This is a genomic window from Microbacterium sp. LWS13-1.2, from assembly GCF_040144835.1.
GTDB lineage: Bacteria > Actinomycetota > Actinomycetes > Actinomycetales > Microbacteriaceae > Microbacterium.
In genome coordinates, this window is record NZ_CP151632.1 from 2,908,577 (window position 1) to 2,930,495 (window position 21,919).

The 21,919-nt window shown below is 70.4% G+C and carries 8 protein-coding genes; 7 read left to right on the plus strand and 1 reads right to left on the minus strand.

The window, feature by feature from the left end:
• The first annotated feature begins 166 nt into the window (after positions 1-166).
• Positions 167-2,272, plus strand: a complete 2,106-nt coding sequence (locus MRBLWS13_RS13640) for an acyl-CoA dehydrogenase (protein ID WP_349425880.1) — start codon at positions 167-169, stop codon at positions 2,270-2,272.
• Between the two features lie 258 nt (positions 2,273-2,530).
• Here the strand turns inward: MRBLWS13_RS13640 and MRBLWS13_RS13645 are convergent, their stop codons facing one another.
• The gene (locus tag MRBLWS13_RS13645) at positions 2,531-2,935 is read right to left on the minus strand and encodes a glucose-6-phosphate dehydrogenase (protein ID WP_349425881.1); all 405 of its coding nucleotides are present in this window, start codon (positions 2,933-2,935) and stop codon (positions 2,531-2,533) included.
• A 174-nt stretch (positions 2,936-3,109) separates the two neighbouring features.
• On the opposite strand from MRBLWS13_RS13645, the gene MRBLWS13_RS13650 reads away from it, so the two are divergent.
• From MRBLWS13_RS13650 to MRBLWS13_RS13675, 6 genes are all read left to right on the plus strand, one after another.
• The gene (locus MRBLWS13_RS13650) at positions 3,110-3,679 is read left to right on the plus strand and encodes a DNA-3-methyladenine glycosylase I (protein ID WP_349429068.1); all 570 of its coding nucleotides are present in this window, start codon (positions 3,110-3,112) and stop codon (positions 3,677-3,679) included.
• A 39-nt stretch (positions 3,680-3,718) separates the two neighbouring features.
• Positions 3,719-4,327 carry a helix-turn-helix domain-containing protein gene (locus MRBLWS13_RS13655; RefSeq protein WP_349425882.1) on the plus strand — a complete coding sequence of 203 codons (609 nt, stop codon included), beginning with the start codon at positions 3,719-3,721 and terminating at the stop codon, positions 4,325-4,327.
• Positions 4,328-4,336: 9 nt separating this feature from the next.
• Positions 4,337-6,655: an LLM class flavin-dependent oxidoreductase gene (locus MRBLWS13_RS13660; RefSeq protein ID WP_349425883.1), complete on the plus strand. Its 2,319-nt coding sequence runs from the start codon at positions 4,337-4,339 to the stop codon at positions 6,653-6,655.
• A gap of 239 nt (positions 6,656-6,894) precedes the next feature.
• A complete protein-coding gene (locus tag MRBLWS13_RS13665; protein ID WP_349425884.1) occupies positions 6,895-9,270 on the plus strand; it encodes an excinuclease ABC subunit UvrA in 2,376 nt (791 codons plus the stop codon).
• 227 nt (positions 9,271-9,497) lie between these two features.
• The gene (locus tag MRBLWS13_RS13670) at positions 9,498-15,566 is read left to right on the plus strand and encodes an Ig-like domain-containing protein (protein ID WP_349425885.1); all 6,069 of its coding nucleotides are present in this window, start codon (positions 9,498-9,500) and stop codon (positions 15,564-15,566) included.
• Positions 15,567-15,810: 244 nt separating this feature from the next.
• Positions 15,811-21,879 (plus strand): Ig-like domain-containing protein, encoded by a 6,069-nt coding sequence (locus MRBLWS13_RS13675; RefSeq protein WP_349425886.1) that lies wholly within the window; start codon positions 15,811-15,813, stop codon positions 21,877-21,879.
• Positions 21,880-21,919 lie beyond the last annotated feature (40 nt).

The window sequence follows — 21,919 nt, forward strand, 5'->3', positions numbered from 1 at the left end:
CTCGACCAGGCGGTGAACGCGCCCACCTGTGCCTCTCGCACAACGCGGCGTCGCCCCGTCTTGGACAGCTGTTGTGGACATCCACCAGTCGCTTTGAGCAGGGCTTGTGGGAGTCCTACGGTCGAGGTGACCTTCCTTCTGTCCATCGCACCGAGAGGTGATGCACATGGCCGACGCCGCCGTCCGCACCAAGAAGCCCGCCACCAGCAAGCGCACGCCTGCCGGTGGCGCCCCGACCGCCCCGCACACGGCGGCTGAGGCATCCGATCCCCGCATAGACATCGCCGCTGTCACCGACCTCCTCCTCGGCACATGGGGCGACACCCGCCGTGAGGCCCGCGAGATGATCAAGGACCCCGCCTTCTGGCGCATCGACGGGCAGCCGATGCCCGAGCACCGGGAGCGCGTGCTGACGCAGCTGCACCTGCTGGTCGAGCACGGCGGCTCGCGCCGCGCCTTCCCCGAGGAGTACGGCGGCCTGAACGACAACGGCGCGAACCTCGCGGGCTTCCAGGAGCTCGTGCTCGCCGATCCCAGCCTGCAGATCAAGTCCGGTGTGCAGTGGGGGCTCTTCGGCTCGGCGATCTTCCAGCTCGGCACCCAGAAGCACCACGAGGCATGGCTGCCGGGCGTCATCGACGTGAGCCTGCCGGGTGCATTCGCGATGACCGAGACCGGGCACGGATCGGATGTCGCCGCCATCGGCACGACCGCGACCTACGACGCCGACACCGAGGAGTTCGTGATCCACACGCCGTTCCGCGGCGCGTACAAGGACTACCTCGGCAATGCCGCGCTGCACGGCAAGGCGGCGACCGTCTTCGCGCAGCTCATCACCGGCGGCGTCAACTACGGTGTGCACTGCTTCTTCGTGCCGATCCGCGATGACGAGGGCAGCATGCTGCCCGGCATCATCAGCGAGGACGACGGCGTCAAGGGCGGCCTCAACGGCATCGACAACGGCCGGCTCGCGTTCGACCAGGTGCGCGTCCCGCGCTTCAACCTGCTCGACCGCTACGGCCAGGTCGCCGCGGACGGCTCGTACACGTCCGACATCCCGAGCCCCGGTCGCCGCTTCTTCACCATGCTCGGGGCGCTGGTGCAGGGGCGCGTGTCGCTCGACGGCGCAGCGACCACCGGCACCGCCCTCGCCCTGCACATCGCGCTGACGTACGCGAACCAGCGCCGCCAGTTCGACTCGGGCGCCGGTACCGAAGAGGTCGTGCTGCTGGACTACGGCAAGCACCAGCGGCGCCTGCTGCCCCTCCTCGCGCAGAACTACGCGCAGTTCTTCAGCCACGACGAGCTGCTGCGGAAGTTCGACGCGGTCTTCTCGGGGCGCACCGACACCTCCGAGGAGCGCGAGGATCTCGAGACCCTCGCGGCGGCACTGAAGCCGCTCAGCACGTGGAATGCGCTCAGCACCATCCAGGAGGCCCGCGAGGCGTGCGGCGGCTCGGGCTTCCTCGCCGAGAACCGCCTGGTCGGCCTGCATCAGGACCTCGACGTCTACGTCACCTTCGAGGGCGACAACAACGTCCTGCTCCAGCTGGTCGGCAAGCGCCTCCTGTCGGACTACGCCAAGCAGTTCAAGGGGGCGGATGCCGCGAAGCTGGCCCGCTTCGCCGTCGGCCAGACCGCCGGCAAGCTGTTCCACGGCGCGGGCCTGCGTCAGCTCGGCCAGGCCGTCGCCGACTTCGGCTCGACGGCACGCTCGGTGGAGCTGGGCCTGCGCGAGGACCAGCAGCACGAGCTGCTCGCCGGTCGCGTGCAGCGGATGGTCGCCGATGTCGCCGCGGCGCTGCGCCCGGCGTCCAAGCTGTCGCCGGCAGAGGCCGCGGCGCTGTTCAACAGCCACCAGGCCGAGCTCATCGAGGCGGCTCGCGCCCACGCCGAGCTGCTGCAGTGGGAGGCGTTCACGGACGGGGTCAACCGCGTCTCCGACGAAGGCACCACGCAGGTGCTGACCTGGCTGCGCGATCTGTTCGGGATGCACCTGATCGAGAAGCACCTCGCCTGGTACCTCGTCAGCGGGCGTCTGTCGGCGCAGCGTGCCGCATCCGTCTCCCGTTACATCGACCGCCTCTGCGCGCGGCTCCGCCCCCACGCGCAGGACCTGGTCGACGCCTACGGCTTCGCGCCCGAGCACGTGCGGGCGCCCATCGCGTCGGGCGCCGAGCGCGCCCGTCAGGACGAGGCCCGCGAGTACTACCGCGCGCTCGCCGCGTCGGGCAAGGCGCCGGTGTCGGAGAAGTCGCTCAAGAAGAAGTGACCGCGGGGTCACCGCCCGCGAAGGTCACGGAACGGTAACGATGCGCGGAAGGGTGTCCGGAATCGGGGGTTCCGGACACATCCCGTCTGAAGGCGGCTTCCGAGTCGTCGCCGTCGTCGACGGCTGTGTCCGCGGCATCCGGCGTTTCCTCTCGGGTTTGGGGCGCACGGCGAACGTTCGGGGCGTGCGCCGTGCGCCCCAACTGCGCGCGGTGCGCCCCAAACCCGGAAGTGGACGGATGCGGCGACCCTGTCCGGGTCAGGCGGCCCAGCCGCACATGCCGCACTCGCCGGTCGCCGACACCTCGACGAAGCAGTTCGGGCACATCGCGCGCACGCGATCGGGGATCGTGGGCTTCGAGACGCGGCGCTCGGCCGCAGGACGCGATGCAGGTCGCGCGGTTCCGCGCGTCGGGGCGACGGATGCCGCAGCCGGCGGCCGCTGGATGACCGGGCGGTGCTCCGCGCAGTAGAACCGCACGTAGCCGTCGTGGTTCTTCGGATGCCGGTGCTTGTACGCCCAGAGCTCGGTGCGCTCCCGCGGTTCGGAGTCCGCGCCGCACGTGAAGCACCGCGTCGGCTCGCCAGGCACGACGTCGGCGACCAGCACGAGAGTGTCGAAGGGGATGGCGTCCCGCCAGTCCGACGAAGCGACGATCTTCATGGCGTTTCCTCCCAGCGCGGGCCCGGCAGAGGCCCGACATTCCACGGTAAGCGACGGGGGCGGCATCCGGCGACCGAAGGTGCGACCTCCACATGAAGGTTGGGGGATGCCGTCCATCGGCCTCTTCGCTGCCGACCGGGCGTCGGTGCCCGCGCATAGTCTGACCGGGTGAGCATCGACGTCCGCCTCGGAGCCGACGGCCGCGCGCGCTGCGCGTGGGTCGGCGACGACCTCGAGTACGCCCGCTACCACGACGAGGAGTGGGGCGTGCCGCTGCACGGCGACCGGGCGCTCTTCGAGAAGATGAGCCTCGAAGGCTTCCAGGCCGGCCTCTCGTGGATCACGATCCTGCGCAAGCGTCCGCGCTTCCGTGAGGTGTTCGCCGGCTTCGAGCCCGAGACCGTGGCGGCGTTCGGCGACGACGACATCGCGCGACTGATGACGGATGCCGGCATCATTCGCAATCGCGCCAAGATCGAGGCCACGATCTCCAACGCACGGCTCGTGCTCGACCTCGAACCGGGTGAGCTCGACGCATTCATGTGGTCGTTCGCGCCGGCATCCCACCGTCGCCCGGCGACGTTCGCCGAGGTGCCCGCCACCGCTCCCGCGTCGGACGCTCTGAGTAAGGCCCTGCGCAAGCGCGGCTTCCGGTTCGTCGGACCGACGACGATGTACGCGCTGATGCAGTCCGCCGGCATGGTCGACGACCACGTCGACGGCTGCTGGCGGGTGATCCCGTAGAAACGGATACTCTATCCGTTTCGGGTGTACGCTGGAGGCATGAGCCCCCGAGCCGACGCCGTTCGCAGTCGTGAGCGCATCCTCGAGGTCGCGCGCGGACGCGACGCCCGCACCCTCCGCCTCAATGACATCGCCCGTGATGCCGGCGTCGGGATCGGCACCGTCTACCGCCACTTCCCGACCGTCCGGGCTCTGATCGAGGCTCTCAGCGTCGAAACCCTGATGCGGTTGGGCGCCGCCGCAGACCGCGCCGTCGCCGAGCCCGATGCGCACGCGGCGTTCCGGGGATTCCTCGAAGACGCGCTCACGCTGCAGTTGCAGGACAGCGGCCTCGAGACCGTGCTCACGGACCTCGCCCTCACCGACCCCGACCTGCACGACGAATGCACCGTCGCGCGAGGCAAGGTCTTCACGGGGTACGACGCGGTGCTCTCGCGCGCGCAGCGGGACGGCGTGGTGCGCCGCGACCTCTCGGTCGCCCAGCTTCAGCGCCTGATCTGCGGGGTCGAGCACGCCGTGCGTCTCGGCGCTCCTGCCGATCGCGACCTGCTGCTCGACATCCTGCTCTCGGGGATGCGCCCGGCAGCCCTCGACTCACCGGCCGCGACCACGGCCGCGCCGATCCGTCGCAGCGCGGCCATCGGCTGAAAGGACCCCATGGACTACGGACATGCTCTCGAATTCGGCGCCTTCATCACGCCCGCGGCCGCGACCCCCGAAGCGCCGGTGCTGCTGTCGCAGGTGGCCGAGGCATCGGGGCTCGATCTCGTCACCTTCCAGGACCACCCGTATCAGCCGGCGTTCCTCGACACGTGGACGCTCATGTCGTTCGTCGCGGCGCGCACCGACTCCATCCGGATCGCGCCGAACGTGCTCAACGTGCCGCTGCGGCCGCCCGCCGTCGTGGCGCGTGCGGCGGCGAGCATCGACCTGCTCTCGGGCGGGCGTTTCGACCTCACGCTCGGCGCCGGCGGTTTCTGGGACGCCATCGAGGCCATGGGAGGCACGCGCCTCACTCCCGGTCAGGCGGTGACGGCCCTCGAAGAGGCGATCGACGTGATCCGGGCGCTCTGGCACACCGACGAGAGGGGCGGCGTCTTCACCGACGGCCGGTACCACCGGGTGCACGGGGCGAAGCGCGGCCCGCGGCCCGCGCACGACATCCCGATCCACATCGGGGCGTACAAGCCGCGCATGCTGGCTCTGACCGGCCGCAAGGGCGACGGCTGGCTGCCGTCGCTCGGGTACATGCAGCCCGGCGACCTCGCCAAGGGGAACGCCGCCATCGACGAAGCCGCGCAGTCCGTCGGCCGTGATCCGCGCGAGATCCGGCGCCTGCTGAACGTCGGGCAGCTCGCCGCCGACCCCCGGGAGTTCGCCGAGCGCCTCGCGCGCCTCGCACTCGAGGACGGCATCGGCACCTTCATCCTCGCGGGCGACGACCCGAACCTGATGCAGCGCTTCGGGGAGGACGTGGCGCCGGCGGTCCGCGAGCTCGTAGCGGTGGAACGCGGCACCCGTGGCGTCTCGGCGGCGCCGGTGCGGTCGTCGGCTGCGCTCGCCGCCCGCCGTGACGGCATCGCGTACGACGACGTTCCGGCAGGACTGACGGCGATCGAGCCCGGCGACTTCGACTACGGCGACGTGCGTGCGACCTACATGCGCGGCGGCGCACCGGGCCTCGTGCTGCAGCCGGCCTCGCCGCAGCAGGTCGGGCAGGCGATCGGCTTCGCGCGGCGGCATCCCGAACTGCCGCTCTCAGTGCGCAGCGGCGGCCACGGCATCAGCGGCCGGAGCACGAACGACGGCGGCATCGTGATCGACCTCCGGCAGCTCGATGAGATCGAGGTGCTCGACTCCGCGCGGCGTCTCGTGCGGATCGGGCCCGGCGCGCGCTGGGCGCAGGTCGCCGCTGTGCTGGGGGAGCACGGCTGGGCGCTGAGCTCGGGCGACTACGGCGGTGTGGGCGTCGGCGGGCTCGCCACCGCGGGCGGAATCGGCCTGCTCGCGCGCGAGCACGGTCTCACCATCGACCACCTGCGGGCGGCCGAGCTGGTGCTCGCCGACGGCTCGATCGTGCGGACGGACGCCTCGACCCACCCCGAGCTGCTCTGGGCCATCCGGGGCGCCGGCGCCAACGTGGGCGTCGTCACCGCCTTCGAGTTCGAGGTCGACGAGGTCGGTCAGTTGGGATACGCGCAGCTCGCGTTCCAGGTCGACGACATCGCGGCGTTCCTCGAGGGCTACGGCCGCATCGTGGAGTCGTCGCCCCGCGATCTCACGCTGTTCCTGCTGACCGGCGGCCCCCGACCGGGGCAGCCGCAGGTGGTGCAGCTGTACGGCGTGGTCGACTCCGACGATCCCGACACGATCATCGCCCGCCTGCAGCCGTTCGCCGAACTCGCCCCGCTCGTGCAGCAGTCGGTGCAGCTGACGACGTACGCGCAGATCATGGCGAACGCCGACCTCGGCCCGCAGCACGGGGCCGGCGAGCCGCACTCGCGCTCCGGTCTGATCGAGCACGTCACGCCGGCCTTCGCCGCGGCGGCGGCACGGATGCTGGAATCCGGCGCCGTGCCGTTCTTCCAGCTGCGCGCGGTCGGCGGGGCCGTGGCCGATGTCGCCGAGGACGCGACCGCCTACGCGCACCGGGCGGCGAACTTCTCGGTGGCGGCGCTCGGATCCCACCCGGACCGCCTCGACGCCCGGTGGCGCGCGCTCGCGGCGCACGTGGACGGGATGTACCTGAGCTTCGACTCGTCCGAGCGGCCGGAGCGGATCGCCGAGGCCTTCCCGCCGGCGACGCTCGCTCGCCTCCGGGCGATCAAGGCGGCGTACGACCCGGCCTGCGTCTTCCGCGACAACTTCGCGATCGAGCCCGCCGCCGACGCCGGCGAGGCCGACGCCGTCGCCGACGCCGCGGATTCCCCCGCCGGCGCCGCGCCGTCCGACGCGGCGGAGTCCGACGCGGCCTGAGCCGCGGCATCCGTCCTGGGGTCTCGGGGTTTGGGGCGCACGCCGTGCGTTTGGGGCGTGCGTCGTGCGCCCCAAACGTTCGCGGTGCGCCCCAAACCCGGGAGGGAGCCCGGCCGCCGCCACGCCGCGCGCCCAAACGTTCGCGGTGCGCCCCAAACCCGGGGAGGGGACCGGGGCCGGACACGGATCGAGCAGGATTCAGGAAGCGCGGTGTCCGCATCGCCGGGCAGACTGTGGGCATGGCAGAGAACTCCCCTTCGCACGTCGCGGATTCGCACGAGGTCATCCGGGTCGTGGGTGCGCGCGAGAACAACCTCAAGAACGTGTCGGTCGAGATCCCGAAGCGCCGGCTCACGGTCTTCACGGGGGTGAGCGGGTCGGGCAAGTCGTCGCTGGTGTTCGGCACGATCGCGAACGAGTCGCAGCGGCTCATCAACGAGACCTACCCGACGTTCGTGCAGCAGTTCATGGGGCAGCTCAGCCGCCCAGAGGTCGACGCGCTCGAGAACGTGAGCCCCGCGATCATCGTCGACCAGGAGCGCATGGGCTCGAACGCGCGATCGACGGTGGGCACGGCGACCGACGCGCACGCGATGCTGCGGCTGCTGTTCAGCCGCATCGGGCAGCCGCATGTGGGCTCGCCGCAGGCGTTCTCGTTCAACATCCCGTCTGTCTCGGGCGCCGGTGCGGTCACTTTCGAGAAGTCGGGCAAGAAGGTCAAGGAGCGCCGCTCGTTCGAGATCACCGGCGGCATGTGCCCGCGCTGCGAGGGCCTCGGCGAGGTGAGCGACGTCGACCTCGACGAGCTGTACGACAAGACCAAGTCGCTCGCCGAGGGTGCGATGACGGTGCCGGGCTACAACGTCGACGGCTGGATGGTGAAGGGGTTCACCGAGTCGGGCTTCGTCGATCCGGCCAAGCCCATCCAGGACTACACCGACCAGGAACGCGCGGACTTCCTCTACAAGGAGCCGACGAAGGTCAAGATCAACGGCATCAACATGACCTACGAGGGTCTCGTGCCGAAGATCACCAAGTCGTTCCTCCAGAAGGACCGCGACTCGCTGCAGCCGCACGTCCGCGCCTTCGTCGACCGAGCGGTGAAGTTCATGCCGTGCCCTGACTGCGGCGGCACGCGTCTCAACGAGGGCGCGCGGTCGTCGAAGATCAACGGGACCAGCATCGCGGATGCCGCAGCCATGCAGATCACGGATCTCGCGGCGTGGCTCGACACGGTGGACGACCCGTCCGTCGCGCCGCTGATGGTGGGCCTGCGTCAGACGATCGCGTCGTTCATCGACATCGGGCTCGGATACCTGTCGCTCGACCGATCGTCGGGCACGCTCTCGGGCGGCGAAGCGCAGCGCACCAAGATGATCCGGCACCTCGGCTCGGCGCTGACCGACATCAGCTACGTGTTCGACGAACCGACGGCAGGGCTGCACCCGCACGACATCGAGCGCATGAACCGGCTGCTCAAGCTGCTGCGCGACAAGGGCAACACCGTGCTGGTCGTCGAGCACAAGCCCGAGGTGATCGAGATCGCCGACCACGTGGTCGACCTGGGGCCGGGCGCCGGTCGCGCGGGTGGCGAGGTGCAGTACGAGGGGGATGTCGCGGGCCTGCGCGCGTCCGGAACCATCACGGGCCGTCACCTCGACGACCGCGCGCGGCTGAAGGCGTCGACCCGGGCGGCGAAGGGCGCGCTCGAGATCCGCGGCGCGACCCAGCACAATCTCAAGGAGGTCGACGTGGACGTGCCGCTCGGCATCCTGACCGTCGTCACCGGCGTCGCCGGCTCCGGCAAGTCGTCGCTCATCCACGGCAACGTGCCCGGCTTCGACGATGTCGTCGTGGTCGACCAGGCGCCGATCAAGGGCAACCGGCGCTCGAGTCCCGCCACGTACACCGGCATCCTCGACACGATCCGCTCGGCGTTCGCCAAGGCCAACGGGGTGAAGCCGGCGCTGTTCAGCGCCAACTCCGAAGGGGCGTGCCCCGCATGCCGCGGCCTCGGCGTGATCATCACCAACCTCGGCTTCACGCAGACCGTCGAGACGCTGTGCGAGCTGTGCGAAGGCTCGGGCTTCAGCGACGAGGTGCTGGAGTACACCCTCGACGGCAAGAACATCGCCGAGGTGCTCGCGATGTCGGCGACCGAGGCGGCCGCGTTCCTCGGCAAGGGCCCCGCGCACACCATCCTGGTGCGCATGATCGACGTCGGCCTCGGCTACCTGACCCTCGGCCAGGCGCTCAACACGCTGTCGGGCGGTGAGCGGCAGCGCCTCAAGCTCGCGATCTCGATGGCCAAGAAGGGTGCGATCTATGTGCTCGACGAGCCCACGACCGGACTGCACCTCGCCGACGTCCAGAACATGCTCGGCATGCTCGATCGCCTGGTCGAAGCCGGCAACAGCGTGATCGTGATCGAGCACCACCAGGCGGTCATGGCGCACGCCGACTGGATCATCGACATCGGGCCCGGCGCCGGCCACGACGGCGGGGCGATCGTGTTCGAGGGCACCCCGGCCGACCTGGTCGCGGGTGCCGACACGCTCACCGCGCAGCACCTGCGCGAGTATGTCGGCGCTCGCGAGGGCGTCGCCGCGTCCTGACGCGGCGAGGCGCCCCCGTTAGCGCATGCCGATCGATGGGTCTTTGTCCCCATCGATCGGCACCGTCCGGGCGGATACGATTCCGAGTTGGCACTACCTGTCTCATCGCACGGGATGGGCCGGGTTAGGCTGAACTGATCCCCCACGTCTTCGGTGAGCGCCGGATGCCCCACGTCCGGTCTCGACGCCACGGAGAGACACGACACCCCGCAGGAGGCCGAGGCTCGATGAGGTCCTCCGCATGGTTGCGCGCTCGTCCGCGTGCGCTCGCATCGGCGGGTGCGGTCACGGCCGCGGCCGTCACCCTCACGACGCTGGCCTTCGTGTACCAGGGCGTCCCGACCACCGAGGTCGACCTCCATGACGGCGGCGTCTGGGTCACGAAGCAGTCGAGCCTCATGGTCGGCCATTTCAACCACGAGTCGCAGGTGCTCGACGGCGGTCTGCGGACGACGAGCGATGACTACGACATCCTCCAGTCCGGCGGCACGGTCCTCCTCGTCGACAACGCCGGCTCCGCGGTCAGCGTTGTCGACCCCGGCATGGTCGCGCTCGCAGGCGCGGCGAGCGTCCCGGGCGACGCGGAAGTCGCGCTCGGTGCCTCGACCGTCGCGATCCTCGACCGCGCGTCGGGCGATCTGTGGGTGCTGCCCGCCGAAAGCGCCGGCACCTTCCAGATCGAGGGCGCCGACCCGGTCGTCAACGTCGGAAAGGGCGCGGATGTCACGGTCGGCGTCGACGGCGTGGTCCACGCGGTCTCGTCCGACAGCTCCGAACTCGTCACCGTGCGGCTTGCGGCCGACGAGACGCCGGAGGAGCCGATCCGCAGCGCGCTGCCGGGTCTCGACGACAAGGCCGAGCTGTCGGTCACCGCGGTGGGCGACAAGCCGGTCGTGCTCGACGCCGCCACCGGCACCGTCATCGTGGACGGCCGCGCGACGGTCGTCGACGGCGGACGCAACGCGGTCCTGCAGCAGCCCTCCGCGTCGGCGGACGCGGTGTCGCTCTCGACAGCGTCGACGTTCGTGCGGGTGCCGTTCGACGGCTCCGAGCCCACGACGGTGGAGGCCGGGGGCGAGGGTGCCCCCGCAGAGCCGGTCTGGCTAGACGGCTGCGGCTACGCCGCCTGGACCGGGTCGGGCCGGTTCGTGCGCGACTGCGCGGGCGACGGCGACGACCTCGCGGTCGACATCGACGGCATCGAGCCGACGTCGCTCTTGAAGTTCCGCGTCAACCGCGACGTCGTGGTGCTCAACGACGTCGTCGGCGGCGCCACGTGGATGGCCGTCGAAGACCTGCAGCGCGTCGACAACTGGGACGAGATCACCCCTCCCGAAGGCGAGACCGAGGACGACGAGCAGACCACCGAGGAGACCACCGAGACCGTCCTGCCGGAGCGGTCCGAGATCAACACGCCGCCCGACGCCAACGACGACGACCTCGGCGTCCGTCCGGGCCGCACCACCATCCTTCCCCTCCTGGACAACGACAGCGATCCCGATGGGGACGTGCTGACGACGCGGGTGCTCGACGGGGGTCCGTCGGTCGGCGACGTGCAGTCGATCGACAACGGCCGTGCGCTGCAGATCGCGGTGCCCGAGGACGCCTCGGGCACGACCTCTTTCAGCTATGAGGTGTCCGACGGCCGCGGCGGCACCGACACCGCGAAGGTGTCGCTCGCGGTGCACGGCTGGGACGTCAACGCGCCACCGACGCAGAAGCGCGTCACGACCGTCGCGGTCGAGGCCGGCGGAACCATCACCTACAACGTGCTGCCCGACTGGATCGACCCCGACGGTGACGACGTGTTCCTGAGCTCGGTCGTGCCGGCGCAGGGCGATGAGGCGGACTTCACCTCGGACGGGCGCATCACCTACCGCGCGGTGGGTGGCACGCAGGGCCGCAAGGATGTCGAGATCTCGGTCTCCGACGGCTCCGATGCGACCGCAGGCACGGTGCGCTTCGACGTGCGGCCGGTCGGTTCGATCGATCCGGTCACGAACGCCGACTACGTCGCGGTGCGCGCGGGACAGACCGCCACGGTCTCGCCGCTGGCCAACGATGTCGGCGCGGGTCGCGAACCACTGCGACTGGCACGGGTCGATCCCGTGGCAGGGGCGGACACCGTGCCCGACTACGCGAACAAGACCTTCACGTTTCACTCCGCCACGCCCGGCACGTACTACGTGCAGTACCTGGTCGCCGCGGGTGCCGCCGGCATCCCCGGTATCGTTCGGGTCGACGTGATCCCCGAGGGCGAGACCGACCTGCCCCCGGTCGCGGTGCGCGACGTGGCGCTCCTGCCGAGCGGCGGTGAGGTGCTGGTCAACGTGCTGACCAACGATTCCGATCCCTCCGGCGGCATCCTCGTCGTGCAGTCCGTCACGGTCGAGCCGAACTCCGGCATCGCGGTGGCCGTGCTGAACCACGAGACGCTCCGCATCAGCGACCAGGCCGCCCTCTCGGAGCAGGTGCGCATCTCGTACCGCATCTCGAACGGCTCGCAGTCGGCCGAGGGGGATGTCATCGTCATTCCGATCCCGGCTCCCGCGCAGCTGCGCCCGCCCGTCGCGAACGACGACCAGGTCGTGGTGCGCGCCGGCGATGTGGTGACGATCCCGGTGCTGGAGAACGACTACCACCCCAACGGCGACGCCATCCACGTCGCCCCCGACCTGGTCCCGCCGCTGGTCGAGCCCGAGGACGGCGAGGTCTTCGTGTCGCAGGACACCGTGCGCTTCCGGGCGTCCGAGAAGCCGGGGACCGTCTACGCGACCTATGAAGCGGTGGACAGCACCGGCCAGAAGGACGCCGGCTACATCACGATCCAGGTGCTGCCGGTCAACGAAGAGACGAACGCCGCCCCGCGCCCGCACGACCTCACGGCGCGCGTGCTGGGTGGCAGTCGTGTCCGTGTCGCGGTGCCGCTGGACGGCATCGACGCGGACGGCGACTCGGTCGAGCTGGTCGGCCTCGCGTCGTCGCCCGGCAAGGGTCGCGTCGTGGAGACGGGCCCGGACTACCTCGTCTACGAGGCGTTCGATGACACCGCCGGCGTGGACACCTTCACGTACCGCGTGCGGGACCGTCTGGGCGCCGAGGCCACGGCGAGCATCCGGGTCGGGATCGCGCCGCCCGAGGGCGTCAACCAGGCACCGTATGCCGTCAAGGACTCCGTGCTGATGCGGCCCGGCCGCTCGGTGGCCGTGCCGGTGCTCGCGAACGACTCCGACCCCGACGGGGACAGATTCGGGATCGTCGAGGACGGCATCATCCTGCCCAGCGGGACGGGTGTGAAGGCCAAGGTCGAAGGCAACCGCGTCGTCGTGACCTCTCCGTCGGAGCCGATCGAGACGTCGCTGCAGTACACGATCCGCGATGCGCGCGGTGCGGAGGCGAAGGCCGTGCTGCAGATCACGGTGGCCGAGGACGTGCCGCTGCAGAAGCCGATCGCCCGCGACGACTACGTGCGCGCCGCCGACGTGGAAGACGGCGTCGTCGATCTCGAGGTGCTCGCCAACGACGAGGACCCCGACGGCACGGTCGACGACCTCGAGCTGGAGGTCGCCGACGCGGACTCGCGTGTGCTTTCGGACGGCACCGTGCGCATCACGCTCGGCGACGCCGACCGCCTCGTCACGTACACGATCACCGACCGCGACGGGAACTCGGCATCCGCCTTCATCCACATTCCCGCGCTCTCGTCGCTGCCGCCGACGCTGGTGTCTGCCGAGCCGATCGAGGTCAAGAGCGGCGAGACCGTGGAGCTGCCGCTCTCGGAGCACGTCCGCTCTGCCGACGGGGGCAAGGTCGTCATCACCGAGGCGGCCAAGGTCACGGCGGCGCACGCCGACGGTTCGTCGCTGATCAAGGACCAGACCACCCTGGTCTACACGTCTGCCGGCGGGTACTTCGGGCCCGACGCGATCACGTTCGAGGTCACCGACGGCACCGGCCCCGACGATCCCGAAGGACGCAAGGCCACTCTGACCCTGCCGATCACCGTGCTGCCGCCCGAGAACCAGCAGCCGGTCTTCGTCAACGGGCAGATGGATGTCGCACCCGGCGAGGACGCCACAACGCTCGACCTGGGCGGTCTCACCACGGACCCCGACCCCGAGGATGCCGAGCGCCTCGAGTACGAGATCGTCGGCGGATCGCCCGACGGCATGACCGCGTCGATCGAGGGCGACGAGCTGCGCGTGAGCGCGGCGGCCGAGACCAAGAAGGGCACCGCGGCCACCATCCGCGTGCGCATCGACGACGGCACCACCGAGCCGATCGAGGGCGTGGTCAACGTCCGCGTCATCGCCTCGACCCGCGAGCTGCCGACAGCGAACGACGACATCGTCCCCGAGGCGCATCAGGGCAAGACCGTCACGGTGCCCGTGCTGAGCAACGATGTGAGCCCGTTCCCCGACAAGCCGCTGAAGGTCACGACGGCCATCCTCGAGACCGGTCAGGGCGACGTCGACGTCGCCGGCGACGAGGTGCGGGTCACGCCGGACGCGAAGTTCTTCGGCACGATGGTGGTGCGCTATCGGGTGCAGGACGCGACCGGTGACCCCGACCGCGAGGTCGAGGGCCGCATCCGGCTGACGGTGCAGGGCAAGCCCGACGCACCGGGCACGCCGACCGTCTCGAGCGTGCAGGACCGCACGGTGGTGCTGTCGTGGACGCCGCCGGCGAACAACGGCGCCGAGATAGAGCGCTACCTCGTCTCGTCGACCGCGGGCAACTACGAGAAGGAGTGCCTCGCGACGACCTGCACGCTCGACGGCCTGACGAACAACGTCGAGTACAACTTCACGGTCGTGGCCGAGAACCGCGTCGGCCCGTCCGACGCGTCGGCGCCGTCCGAGACCGCGCGTCCCGATGCGCGGCCCGACACTCCCGCAGCGCCCACGCTGACCTTCGGCGACAAGAGTCTCGCGGTCTCGTGGGTCACCCCGACCACGCCCGGTTCGCCGGTGCAGAACTACACGCTGGAGATCTCGCCGGCGCCGCCGTCGGGCATCGGTCAGAAGACCGACGTCACCGGCAACTCGCTCACGTGGGACGGGCTGCAGAACGGCGTCGCCTACCAGGTGCGGGTGCAGGCGCACAACCTGGCCCCCGAGCCCTCGAGCTGGAGCCCGTGGTCCGTGACGGAGATCCCCGCAAAGGCGCCCGAGGCGCCTGCGGCTCCGTCGGTGAACCGCCTCGACCCGGTGGGCGACCAGGCGCAGCTCGAAGTGGTGTGGGGCGCCCCGGTCGACAACGGCGACGCGATCTCGGGCTACGAGCTGCAGGTGATGCAGGGCTCGTCCGTCGTGCGTACGGTCACCGGCATCCCCGGCTCTCAGCTGCGGCAGGCGCTGAACGTGACGACGTCGACGAGCGACTACACGTTCCGTGTGCGCGCCTCGAACAAGGCGGGCTGGAGTGCGTGGGGCGCGGCCTCTGCACCGCGCCGCGCGTTCGGCGTGCCCGGCGTGCCGACGGGCGTATCGCTGTCGACTCCCAGCGGCAACAGCGCGGTCGTGGTCGCCTACGGCAACGCCCCGGGCAATGGCGCGAGTGCCGCGGAATTGGCGTACGAGTACTCGCTGAACGGCGGCAACTGGGCGGCGATGCCGGGGAACAAGACGATCGCCGGCCTGTCGAACGGGACCACCTACACGATCCGCGTGCGCGCCTTCACTTCGATGGACGGCGTGCGCTACACCGGCGAGCCGTCGGCGGCGTCGAACGGGGCCATCCCGTACGGTCCGGTGAGGACTCCGGCGGCGTCCGCCAGCCGAAGCGGCACGAGCATCACCTTCGGCTGGAGCCTGCCCGCCACGAACGGGCGAGCGATCGATCGACTCGAGACGAGCATCGACGGTGGGAACTGGGTCAACCGCGGGGCGCAGAACGGCAGCCAGACGATCAACTACGGGTACAGCGAGACCCACACGATCCGGGTGCGCGCCATCGACGTCGAGGGCCAGGTGTCGGCGATCGACAGCGCGTCGGCGACCACGGTCGCGCCGCCGCAGCCGCGTGCCTGGACCAGCCGTGGCTCCAGCGCCGCGGGAATGCCCGGCTGCGATTCGGCATCCTGTTCCTACTTCGTCTTCAACGTCGAGAACTGGGTGCCCGGTACCTACACCTTGAGCTGCAACGACTCCGAGGGCAGATGGAGCAGCAACTCCTACCAGGTGGGAGCGAACGACAGCGTGCGACTGAGCTGCTACTCGGGTTATTCCGGCGCGAAGTGGGTGAGCTACAGCGGACCGGGCGGATCCGGCAACGCCGAATCCACGGCCTGGTAGCGGCCGGCGCGCGCACGATGCGGTCGGGAATCCCGGAGAGCCGATCGATGGGTGTTTGTCCCCATCGATCGGCTCTGATCAGGCGGATTATCATCGTGGCAGTTGACACTTCCCGTCCAATCGCGTTCCGTGAGTCGGGTTAGGGTGGACTGTTCCCTGATGTCTTCGGTGAGCGCCGGATGCCCCACGTCCGGTCTCGACGCCACGTGGAGACGCCCGACACCCCGCAGGAGGCCGAGGCTCGATGAGATCCTCCGCATGGCTGCGCGCTCGTCCCCGTGCGCTCGCTTCGGCGGGTGCGGTCACGGCCGCGGCCGTCACCCTCACGACGCTGGCCTTCGTGTACCAGGGTGTGCCGACCACCGAGGTCGACCTCCATGACGGCGGCGTCTGGGTCACGAAGCAGTCGAGCCTCATGGTCGGCCATTTCAACCACGAGTCGCAGGTGCTCGACGGCGGGCTGCGGACGACGAGCGATGACTACGACATCCTCCAGTCCGGCGGCACGGTCCTCCTCGTCGACAACGCCGGCTCCGCGGTGAGCGTCATCGATCCGGGGATGGTCTCCCTGTCGGGGGCCGCCAGCCTGCCGGGCGACGCGAAGGTGGTGCTGGGCGGCACGACCGCCGCCATCCTCGACCGCGCGTCGGGCGATCTGTGGGTGCTGCCCGCCGAGAGCATCGGATCGTTCCAGATCGAGGGCGCCGATCCGACGACGAACCTCGGCGAGGGAGCGGATGTCGCGATCGGCGTCGACGGCATCGTCCACGGCGCGTCGGCCGAGACCGCGGAACTGGTCACGATACGGATGGGCGCGGACGACGCCCCCGAAGAGCCGGCGCGTGCCGCCCTGCCCGGCGTGGACGAGGACTCCGAGCTGTCGATCACCGCGGTCGGCGACAAGGCCGTGGTGCTCGACGCCTCCGACGGCACCGTCATCGCCGACGGCCGGGAGACCGAGATCGACGGCGGGCGAGATGCCGTGCTGCAGCAGCCGTCCGCCGCCTCCGACGCCGTCTCGGTGTCGACGGCGGCCGCGCTGGTGCGCGTGCCCTTCGACGGCTCCGCGGAGACCTCCACCGATGCCGGCGGCGATGGCGCGCCGGCGTATCCGGTGTGGCTCGACGGCTGCGCCTACGCCGCCTGGAGCGGCTCCGGCCGCTTCGTGCGCGACTGTGCGGGAGACGCCGGCGATCTGGATGCCGACATCGACGGCGTCGAGCCGACCTCGCTGCTGCAGTTCCGCGTCAATCGCGACGTCGTGGTGCTCAACGACATCGTCGGCGGGGCCACGTGGATGGCGGCCGAAGATCTGCAGCGCGTCGACAACTGGGACGAGCTGACTCCGCCCGAGGGCGAGACCGAAGAGGATGAGCAGACCACCGAGGAGACGACCGAGACGGTCCTCCCCGAGCGCTCCGACATCAACACCCCGCCGGACGCGAACGACGACGACCTCGGTGTCCGTCCGGGCCGCACCACGATCCTCCCGCTGCTCGACAACGACAGCGATCCCGATGGGGATGTGCTGACGACGCGGGTGCTCGACGGGGGGCCCTCCGTCGGCGAGGTGCAGTCGATCGACAACGGCCGGGCGCTGCAGATCGCGGTCCCCGAGGACGCCTCGGGGTCGGCATCCTTCAGTTATGAAGTCTCCGACGGCCGCGGCGGCACCGACACAGCTCGAGTCTCCCTTTCGGTGCACGGCTGGGACGTCAACGCGCCGCCGACCCAGAAACGGGTGACGACCGTCGCCATCGAAGCCGGCGGCACCATCACCTACAACGTGCTGCCGGACTGGATCGACCCGGACGGCGACGACGTCTTTCTCGGCACGGTGACGCCCGCGGAGGGCGACGAGGCCGATTACACGTCGGACGGGCGCATCACCTACCGCGCCGTCGGTGGCACGCAGGGCCGGAAGGACGTCGAGATCTCAGTCTCCGACGGTACCGACGTCACGGTCGGCACGATCCGCTTCGACGTGCGGCCGGTCGGCTCCATCGACCCGGTGACCAACGCCGACTACATCGCCGTCCGCACCGGGCAGACGGCGACCGTGTCGCCGCTCGTCAACGATGTGGGCGCCGGTCGCGAACCGCTGCGTCTCGCCCGCGTCGATCCCGTCTCCGGCACCGACATCGTGCCCGACTACGCCAACAAGACCTTCACCTTCCGCTCCGCGAGTCCCGGCACGTACTACGTGCAGTACATGGTGGCCGCCGGCACCGCGGGTGTGCCGGGCATCGTGCGGGTCGACGTGATCCCCGAGGGCGAGACCGACCTGCCCCCGGTGGCGGTGCGCGACGTCGCGCTGCTGCCGAGCGGCGGCGAGGTGCTGGTCAACGTGCTGACCAACGACTCCGATCCGTCCGGCGGCATCCTGGTGGTGCAGTCCGTCACGGTCGAGCCGAACTCCGGCATCGCCGTCGCCGTGCTGAACCACGAGACGCTCCGCATCAGCGATCAGGCCGCTCTTTCGGAGCAGGTGCGGATCTCGTACCGCATCTCGAACGGCTCGCAGTCGGCCGAGGGCGACGTCATCGTCATCCCCATCCCTGCGCCGGCACAGCTGCGCCCGCCCGTCGCGAACGACGACCAGGTCGTGGTGCGCGCGGGCGACGTCGTCACGATCCCGGTGCTCGACAACGACTACCACCCCAACGGGGACGCGATCCATGTCGCCCCGGATCTGATTCCGCCCCTGATCGAGCCCGAGGACGGCGAAGTCTTCGTCTCGCAGGACACGGTGCGCTTCCGCGCCTCCGAGAAGCCGGGCACCGTCTACGCCACCTATGAAGCGGTCGACAGCACGGGCCAGAAGGACGCCGGCTACATCACGATCCAGGTGCTGCCGGTGAACGAAGAGACCAATGCCGCTCCCCGCCCGCACGACCTCACCACTCGCGTGCTCGGCGGCACGCGGGTCCGCATCGCGGTGCCGCTGGACGGCATCGACGCGGACGGCGACTCGGTCGAGCTCGTCGGCCTCGCATCCTCGCCGAGCAAGGGCCGCATCACCGAGACCGGCTCCGACTACCTCGTCTACGAGGCGTTGGACGACACCGCCGGTGTCGACACCTTCACATATCGCGTGCGCGACAGGCTCGGTGCGGAGGCCACGGCGACGATCCGGGTCGGGATCGCTCCGGCCGAAGGCGTGAACCAGGCTCCGTATGCGGTCAAGGACTCCGTCATCATGCGGCCAGACCGCTCGGTCGCCGTGCCGGTGCTCGCCAACGACTCCGACCCCGACGGCGACGAGTTCGGCATCGTCAAGAACGGGCTCATCCTGCCCGATGTCGCGGGCCTCGAGGCGAAGGTCGAAGGCAACCGCGTCGTCGTGACGTCGCCGTCGGAGCCGGTCGAGACGTCGCTGCAGTACACGATCCGCGACGCCCGCGGTGCGGAGGCGAAGGCCGTGCTGCAGATCACGGTGGCCGAGGACGTGCCGCTGCAGAAGCCGATCGCCCGCGACGACTACGTCCGCGCGGCCGACGTCGAGGACGGGGTCGTCGATCTCGAGGTGCTCGCCAACGACGAGGACCCCGACGGCACCGTCGACGACCTCGAGCTGGAGGTCGCCAACGCGGACTCGCGTGTGCTTTCGGACGGCACCGTGCGCATCACGCTCGGCGACGCCGACCGCCTCGCCACCTACACGATCACCGACCGCGACGGGAACTCGGCATCCGCCTTCATCCACATTCCCGCGCTCTCGTCGCTGCCGCCGACGCTGGTGTCTGCCGAGCCGATCGAGGTCAAGAGCGGCGAGACCGTGGAGCTGCCGCTCTCGGAGCACGTCCGCTCTGCCGACGGGGGCAAGGTCGTCATCACCGAGGCGGCCAAGGTCACGGCGGCGCACGCCGACGGGTCGTCGCTGATCAAGGACCAGACCACGCTCGTCTACACGTCTGCCGGCGGGTACTTCGGCCCTGATGCGATCACCTTCGAGGTGACCGACGGCACCGGCCCCGACGACCCGGAGGGTCGCAAGGCGACGCTGACCCTGCCGATCACCGTGCTGCCGCCCGAGAACCAGCAGCCGACGTTCGTCAACGGACAGATGGATGTCGCACCCGGCGAGGACGCCACGTCGCTCGACCTCGGCGGTCTCACCACCGATCCCGACCCCGAGGACGCGGACCGCCTCGAGTTCGACATCGTCGGCGGGTCGCCCGACGGGATGACCGCGTCGGTCGAGGGCGACGAGCTGCGCGTCAGCGCCGCCGCGGAGACGAAGAAGGGCACCGCCGCGACGCTCCGCCTGCGCATCACCGACGGCACCACCGAGCCCATCGAGGGCACCGTGACGATCCGCGTGATCGCGTCGACACGGGAACAGCCCACGGCCAACGACGACGTGATCGACGAGGCCCACCAGGGCAAGACGATCACGGTGCCCGTGCTGAGCAACGACGTGAACCCGTTCCCCGACAAGCCGCTGAAGGTGACCACCGCGGTCCTCGAGACCGGTCAGGGAGACGTCGACGTGGCGGGCGACCAGGTGCAGGTGACGCCCGACGCGAAGTTCTTCGGCACCATGGTGGTGCGCTATCGGGTGCAGGACGCGACCGGTGACCCCGACCGCGAGGTCGAGGGCCGCATCCGGCTGACGGTGCAGGGCAAGCCCGACGCACCGGGCACGCCGACGGTCTCGAGCGTGCAGGACCGCACCGTCGTGCTGTCGTGGACGCCGCCGGCGAACAACGGCGCCGAGATAGAGCGCTACCTCGTCTCGTCGACCGCGGGCAACTACGAGAAGGAGTGCCTCGCGACGACCTGCACGCTCGACGGCCTGACGAACAACGTCGAGTACAACTTCACGGTCGTGGCCGAGAACCGCGTCGGCCCGTCCGACCCGTCGGCGCCGTCCGAGACCGCGCGCCCCGACGCGCGTCCGGACACGCCGGCCGCACCGTCGCTGGTCTTCGGCGATCGCAGCCTCTCCGTGTCGTGGGTCACCCCGACGACCCCGGGCTCCCCGGTCGAGAAGTACAACCTCGAGATCTCGCCGGCGCCGCCGTCGGGCATCAGCCAGAAGACCGACGTCACGGGCAACTCGACCGTGTGGGACGGGCTGCAGAACGGCGTTGCGTACCAGGTGCGTGTACAGGCCCTCAACCGCGCGCCCGAGCCGTCGAGCTGGAGCCCGTGGTCGGTCAGCGAGATCCCGGCCCGGGCGCCAGACGCGCCCGCCGCGCCGACGACCGCGCGCCTCCAGCCCGTGGGATCGCAGGCGCAGATGCAGGTGACCTGGAACGCGCCCGCCGACAACGGCGATGCGGTCTCGGGGTACCAGCTCGACGTCCTCCGCGGATCGTCGCTGGTCAACTCCATCCCCGTCGCGGCGGGGCAGACGAGCCAGGCCGTCGTCGTGGACACCTCGACCACCGACTACACATTCCGGGTCCGTGCGCAGAACAAGGCCGGATGGGGTCAGTTCAGCGCGACCTCGGCGCCGCAGCGCGCCTTCACGCCGCCCGGGGCTCCGACGAACGTGACGGCGCGCGAGGGCGACCGCTCGCTCACCGTGAGCTACACACCGGGTGCGTCCAACGGCGCGAACCCCGGGGAGCTGAGCTACCAGGCATCCGTCAACAACGGCGGCTGGCAGGCTCTGGCCGGCAACGGCGTAATCGGCGGCTTGACGAACGGGACGAACTACACGGTGCGGGTCCGGGCCGTCGCCACGGTGAACGGCGTCAGCGAGCCGGGCGCGGAGTCGGCGCCCTCCAACGCCGTGAAGCCCTACGGGCCCGTCCGCGACCCGAACGTGAGCGCGAGAGCGAGCGGCACGAGCATCACCTTCAGCTGGAGCCCGCCGACCGAGAACGGCCGCGCCATCACGGCGATGCAGATCCGCATCGACGGCGGCTCGTGGCAGGACGTGGCGCTGAACAACTCGCGGACCAACAACTACGGCTACAGCGAACGCCACACCATCGAGGCGCGCGCACAGGATGCCGCCGGCCAGTGGAGCGGCATCGCCCAGGATGCCGCGACCACGGTGGCCGCACCCCAGCCGAAGGTATGGGTCACCAAGGGGAGCTCCGCACAGGGGCAGCCCAACTGCAGCACTGCGCAGTGCGCGTACTTCCTCGTGCACACCGAGAACTTCCCCGCGGGCGACTACGCCGTCTCGTGCAACGCCACGGGGCCTTACGGCGGCACGCCGTTCGCCGGCGGCTCGACGAGGCACCTGCCCGCGAACGGGACGGTGCAGCTGGGCTGCTACTTCGGCGACGACGGCGAGCAGGTGTGGGTCTCGATCGGCGGCTGGGGCAACAGCGAGCGGCGAACCTGGCAGTAGCGACAGCTGCGAAGACGACTCATGAAAAGGAACGAATCAC